We start from the raw sequence: 6,858 nt of genomic DNA, 5'->3' as shown, positions 1-6,858 counted from the left end.
ACCAGCTCCTCGGTGGACCGCGGCAGCGCCAGCGCCACCAGCGACTCCGCACCGATCCCACGCGCCCGCAGCTCATACGCCAACCGGTCGGCCCGTACGTCCAGTTCGGCCGCCGACAACGTCCCCGCACCGGAGATCACCGCGGGCGCCCGCGGGTCCGCCGCCACCCGGCGCGCGAACAGCTCCGGCACGGTGGCGGGCTCCAGGGGGCGGGCCGAGTCGTTCCAGTCGGTCAGGACGAGCCGACGCTCCCCGTCGTCCAGGATGTCGACGGAGCCGATCGGGGCGTCCGGGGCCGCGATCACGGCGGTGAGCAGCCGCAGCAGGCGGTTAACCAGGCGCTCGACCGTGGCGTGGTCGAACAGTTCGCTGCTGTACTCGACCAGGCCGTCCATCCCGCCCGTGGAGCGTTCCCCGAACTCCAGGCCCAGGTCGAACTTGGCGGCGCCCGTGCCGACGGGCAGGGTGGCGGTGTCCAGTCCGGGGAGGCGGAGTTCGGCGGCGGCCGTGTTCTGCAGCACCAGCATCACCTGGAACAACGGATGCCGCGCCTGCGATCGGTCCGGCGCGACCGCGTCCACCACCCGCTCGAACGGCACGTCCTGATGCGCGTAGGCCGCCAGGTCCCACTCCCGCACCCGGCCCAGCAGCTCACGGAAACTCGGGTCCCCCGACACATCCGTGCGCAGCACCAGCGTGTTCACGAAGAACCCGACCAGATCGTCCAACGCCTCGTCCTGACGCCCCGCGATCGCACCCCCCAGCGGAACGTCCTCACCCGCACCCAACCGCGACAACAACGCCGCCAGACCCGCCTGCAACACCATGAACAACGTCGCCCGGGACTCCCGGGCCAGGGAGACGAGGCCCTGGTGCAGGGTGGGGTCGACGGTGAAGGTGAACATGCCGCCGCGGTGGCCGGCCACGGCGGGACGGGGACGGTCGGTCGGCAGCTCCAGCAGATCCGGAGCACCCGCCAGAGCAGCCCTCCAGAACTCCAACTGCTGTGCGACCAGGCTCGCTTCATCGCTATCGTCGCCCAGCAGCTCTCGCTGCCACAGGCTGTAATCCGCGTACTGCACCGGCAGCGGCGCCGACCACTGAGGCCGCCGCCCCGCCGACCGCGCCTCGTACGCCACCGCCAGATCCCGACCCAGCGGAACCAGCGACCACCCATCGGCAGCAATGTGATGCACCGTCAGCAGCAGCACCTGATCCTCGGCACCCAGCACGAACAGCTCCGCCCGCACCGGCAACCCGGACCCCAGATCGAAACCACCCGCCGCAGCAGCCGCCAACACGGCCTCCAGCCCACCGGCAGCAACCTCCACCACCGGCAACTCCAACCCCACCTCACCGGCGGGCAGCACCTCCTGCCACGGCACACCCCCCTCCTCCGGGAACACCGTCCGCAGACTCTCGTGCCGCGCCACCACATCACCCAGCGCCGCCCGCAACGCCTCACGATCCACCCCACCCCGCAGACGCAGGGCGAGCGGGATGTTGTACGTGGCCCCGGGGCCTTCGAGGCGGTCCAGGAACCACAGCCGGCGCTGGGCGAACGACAGCGGGACGCGTTCGGGGCGGACGGCGGGCAGCAGCGCAGGGCGGGCCGTGCCGGCCTCGCCCAGCCGCTCGGCGAGCGCGGCCGGCGTCGGCGCCTCGAAGAGGGTGCGGATGGCGAGTTCGACGCCGAGGGCGGAGCGGATCCGGCCGACCAGGCGGGTGGCGAGCAGGGAGTGCCCGCCGAGGTCGAAGAAGTGGTCGTCGGCGAAGACCTCGCGCACGCCGAGCACATCGGCGAAGAGGCCGCACAGGATCTCCTCCTGCGGGGTGCGCGGCGCCCGGCCGGCCTGCCCGGTGCTCTGGCCGGTGCCGTTCTCGGGCACGGGCAGGGCCTTGCGGTCCAGCTTGCCGTTGGGAGTGAGCGGCAGCGCGTCGAGGGTGACGAAGGCGGCCGGGACCATGTGGCCGGGCAGGCTGCGCGCGGCGTGCGCGCGGACCTGGGCGGGCTCGGCCCGCTGCCCGGCCGCCGGGACGAGGTAGGCGGCGAGGCGGCGGTCGCCGGGCCGGTCCTCGCGCACCACGACGGCGACCTGGGCCACCGCGGGGTGCGCGGCGAGGACCGCCTCGATCTCGCCGAGCTCGATCCGGAAGCCGCGGATCTTGACCTGGTCGTCGGCCCGGCCGACGAACTCCAGGGCGCCCTCCTCGGTCCAGCGCGCCACGTCTCCGGTGCGGTACATCCGGGCGCCCGGGGCGCCGAACGGGTCGGCGACGAACCGGCTCGCGGTCAGGCCGGGGCGTCCCCAGTAGCCCCGGGCGAGGCCCTCGCCCGCGACGTACATCTCCCCGGCGACGCCCGGCGCGGCGGGCCGCAGTCCGCCGTCGAGCACGTAGATCCGCAGGTCCGGGATGGCCCGGCCGATCATGCTGCCGGGTCCGGCGGCGGCGCTGGGCGCGTCGAGTGCGAGGTGGCTGACGTGAACCGTCGTCTCGGTGATGCCGTACATGTTCACCAGGACGGGTGCGTCGTCGGCGTGCCGGGCGTACCAGTCGCCGAGCCGCCACAGGTCGAGCGCCTCGCCGCCGAACACGACGTACCGCAGGCACAGCCGGTCGCCGGTCCCGGGGTTCTCCCGGTCGGCCTGCATCAGCTGGTAGAAGGCCGACGGGGTCTGGTTGAGCACCGTCACCCGCTCCTCGGCGAGCAGCCGCAGGAACTCCTCCGGGGAGCGGGTGACGCCGTGCGGGACGACGACGAGCCGGCCGCCGTGCAGCAGCGGGCCCCACAGCTCCCACACCGAGAAGTCGAAGGCGTACGAGTGGAAGAGCGTCCACACGTCGTCGGGGCCGAAGTGGAACCAGTGGTCGGTCGCGGAGAAGAGGCGGACGACGTTGTGGTGCGGGACGACGACGCCCTTGGGGCGGCCGGTGGAGCCCGAGGTGTAGATCATGTACGCGGGGTGGTGCGGGTGCACGTCCGCGGTGGGGGCGGTGGCGGGCTCGGCGGCGAGCGCGTCCAGGGTCTCCGGCTCGTCGAGCGACAGCCGTTCGGTGCCCTCGCCGATGCCCGCGGGCAGGCCCGCGTCGGACCGCGTCACCAGCAGGGCGGGACGGGCGTCCTCGATCATGTGGGCGAGCCGGTCCGCCGGATAGTCGGGGTCGAGCGGCAGGTAGGCGGCGCCGGACTTGAGGACGGCGAGTACGGCGACCACGAGGTCGAGGGAGCGGGGCAGGGCGAGGGCGACGAACCGTTCGGATCCCGCGCCGTGCCGGGCGAGCAGCCGGGCCAGGCGGTTGGCGCGGGCGTCGAGTTCGACGTAGGTCAGCCGGTCGCCGCCGAGGGAGACGGCGACCGCGTCGGGGGTGCGGGCGGCCTGGGCGGCGAAGCGGCCGGTCAGGGTGCCGGGGACGGCGGCCCGCGTGGTCCGGTCGTCCGGGAGGGCGGGTACTGCCCGCGTGGCCCGGTCGTCCGGGTCCACGGCGGCCGTCTCGGGGGCCGGGCCGCCGCGGTGGCCGTTCCACTCCTCGACGATCCGGTGGAGCTCGTCGGCGTCGAGGACGTCGAAGCGGCCGGAGGGGCGGGTCGGATCGGCGGCGAACGTCTCGAAGATCCGCACCAGCCGGTCGGCGATGCGGCGTACCTCGTCGGTGCCGAAGAGGTCGGGCCGGTGGTCCAGGCGCATCGTCAGGCGTCCGTCGACCACGCCGGCGACGACGCCGAGGGCGTAGTGCGTGGCGTCGGTGGCGTGCAGGTCCTTCAGCCGCAGGCCGGGGCTGTCCGGCTGGAGTTCGGCCTGGTCCAGCGGGTAGTTCTCGAAGACCGCGATGGTGTCGAAGAGGGTGCCGTGCCCGGCCACGCTCTGCACCTCGGTGAGACCTAGATGCTGGTGGGCCATCAGGTCGGCCTGGCGGCTCTGGAGTCGGGCCAGGGCGTCGGCGAACGGCTCTGCGGCGGGCAGTTCGATGCGCACCGGCAGGGTGTTGATGAACAGCCCGACCATGGTCTCGATGCCCGGTATCTCCGGCGGGCGCCCGGAGACGGTCGCGCCGAAGACGACGTCGTCGCGGCCGGTGAGCTTGGCGAGCAGCAGCGCCCAGGCGCCCTGGAGCACGGTGTTGAGCGTGACTCCGTGCTCGCGGGCCCGGTCGCGCAGCCGTGCGGTGAGCTGCTCGGTGAGGGCCACGGTGAGGTGTCCGGGCGGCACGGCGGGCGGCGGCGTGTCGGCGGGGGCGAGTAGGCTCGGGCCGTCCAGCCCGGACAGCGCCTCGCTCCAGGCGGCCTCGGCGGCCGCCTTGTCCTGCCCGTTCAGCCAGGCCAGGTACTGGCGGTACGGGGTGACCGCGGGCAGCGCGGTGTCGTCGCCGTGGGCCGCGTACAGCTGGAACAGCTCACGCACCAGGACCGGCATGGACCAGCCGTCCATGAGGATGTGGTGCTTGGTGAGGACCAGGCGGTGCCGGTCCGCGCCGAGCCGGTACAGGGCGCAGCGCATCAGGGGCGGACGGGTCAGGTCGAACCGGGTGGCCCGGTCGGCGGCGAGCAGCCGGTCCAGCTCGGCTCGCTGCCGCTCCGGGTCGGCCTCGGCCGACAGGTCGATCTCCGTCCAGGGCAGCACGACCTCGTGCGGCACGATCTGCACGGCACGGCTGAGCCCCTCGTGGCGGAACGCGGCGCGCAGGTTGGGGTGGCGGCGCAGCAGGCCCTCCGCGGCCGCCCGCAGCGCGCGGGCGTCCAGCGGCCCTTCCAGGTCGAAGCTCAGCTGCACGGTGTACACGTCGGCGGCGTGCTCGTCGTAGAGCGCGTGGAAGAGCAGCCCTTCCTGCAGCGGCGAGAGCGGCAGTACGTCGGCGAGTCCCGGCTTCGTCATCGAGAGGTTCTCCAGTCGGCTTCCAGCAGGTCGATCTCGGCCTGGGACAGTGAGACGAGGGTCAGATCGGAGGGGGTGTGCCCGCCGGCCTCGGGGGCCCGGGCGTGGTCGGCCACGACGGCGAGGGCCCGCGCGAAGGTGTCGGCGAGGGCGGCGACCTCGGCGGCGGTGAACAGGTCGCCCGCCCAGGACCAGGTCGCCACCAGGCGGGGGCCTTCGGGGCGGTCCTCGGTGAGCGCGTTGAGTTCCAGTTCGTGGGTGAGCGGCATGGCGGGATCGGCCCCGCCGCCGAGCGCCCCGGCCTCCGGCGCCGCGGTCCAGGGCTCCTCGCCCCGGGCGGCCGCCGGGAAGCGGCCCAGGTAGTTGAACCCGAGCTGCGGTGGTGCGGTGTGCGGCAGCGCCGCATCGGGCGCCAGGCGATCGGGCGCCAGGTGGCGGATCATCCCGTACCCGATGCCGCCGTCGGGCACCGCGCGCAGCTGCTCCTTGATCCGCTTCAGCGCCTCGCCGACGGCGGGCCCGCCGGACCAGAAGCCCGCGCGCTGCCCGGCTCCGGGATCGAGCCGCACCGGGTGCAGGCTGGTGAACCAGCCGACGGTGCGGGAGAGGTCGGCGCCGTCGACGACGTCCTCGCGGCCGTGCCCCTCCAGGTCCACCAGGACGGCCGTGTCCCCGCCCCTGGCGCGGCGGGCCCGCCAGTCGGCCACGGCGACCGCGAAGGCGGTGAGCAGGACGTCGTTGACGCCCGCGTGGTAGGCGGCGGGCACATCGGCGAGCAGGGCCGCGGTGTGCCCGGCGGAGAGGGTGCGCGTCAGGCTGCGCTCGGTGGCGAAGGTGTCCCGAGCGAGGTCCAGGCGCCTGCTCCCGAGGACGGGATCGGTGTCGTCCAACTGCGCCTGCCAAAGGGGCAGTTCCTCTGTGCGTGCCGGTGCGGCCGCGGCGAGCGCCTCGGCCCACACCCGCAGCGGCGTCGGCACGGGGGCGGGAACGGGCTCGGCGCCCTTGCCGAGTGCCTCGCAGGCGGCGGCGAGATCGGGCAGCAGGACGCGCCAGGAGACCCCGTCGACGACGAGATGGTGGACGAGGAGCAGCAGCCGGCCGCTCCGTCCCGGCCCGGCGTCGAACCAGACCGCCTGGAGCATCACCCCGGCGTCCGGGTCGAGCCGGCCGGCGGCCGCGTCCGCCTCGGCGGCGATCAACGCCCGCGGCGCTTCGGCGGCGGTGCCGGTACGGTCCCCAAGGCTGCCCGCGCCGTGGGCTTGGGGCCATTCAACCCGGCGGACCAGGCCGGCCGCCCTGACCGTGCCCGGCTCCGGGACGTCGAGCGCCCAGTCGTCGTCGCGGATCAGCCGGGCGCGCAGGGCGTCGTGGTGATCGAGGAGCGCCTGCAGGGCGGCGGTGAGCCGGTCCTCGGTGAGGTCCCCCGGCGTGTGCACCAGGACGGACTGGTGGAACCGGCCCACGGGCCCGCCGCGTTCCCGCAGCCAGTGCACGATCGGCGTCGCCGGCACCCTGCCGGTGCCACCGCCCGCCGGGACCGGCACCACGGGCGCGTCCTCGGCCGCCTCGGCGACCAGGGCCAGGCGGGCGGGCGTTCTGTGCTCGAAGACCTGGCCGGGCTTGATGACGAGTCCGGCCTGGCGGGCTCGGCTGACGAGCTGGATGGACATGATGCTGTCGCCGCCGAGGTCGAAGAAGCTGTCGTCGGCCCCCACCGCCGACAGGTTCAGCAGCTCCTGGAACAGACCGCACAGGATCTCCTCGCGTGCCCCGCTCGCCTGCCGTCCGCCGGGGGTGGTGGACAGGTCGGGGGCGGGCAGGGCCTTGCGGTCCAGCTTGCCGTTGGGCGTCTGCGGGAAGGCATCCAGCACGACGACCGCTGCCGGGACCATGTAGTCGGGCAGGGACTCTCCGACGTGGGCGCGCAACCGCGCCGGGTCCGGTGTCTGCTGCGGGCGGGGGACGACGTAGGCGGCGAGCTGCT

The 6,858-nt window shown here is 74.3% G+C and carries 2 protein-coding genes; both read right to left on the bottom strand.

Features of this window, described 5'->3' with window-relative positions:
- Positions 1–4,874 (bottom strand): amino acid adenylation domain-containing protein (locus ACIQ9G_RS32750; protein ID WP_403616945.1); only part of this gene is annotated, 4,874 nt, incomplete at its 3' end.
- Positions 4,871–6,858, bottom strand: a 1,988-nt coding sequence (locus tag ACIQ9G_RS32745; protein WP_403616943.1) for a condensation domain-containing protein, incomplete at its 5' end; no start/stop codon positions are given. The genes ACIQ9G_RS32745 and ACIQ9G_RS32750, both read right to left, overlap by 4 nt.

Source organism: Streptomyces sp. NPDC096152 (assembly GCF_044763235.1).
GTDB lineage: Bacteria > Actinomycetota > Actinomycetes > Streptomycetales > Streptomycetaceae > Streptomyces.
Note: the sequence above shows the minus strand (reverse complement) of the source record. Positions and strands in the feature narration are given on the sequence as shown.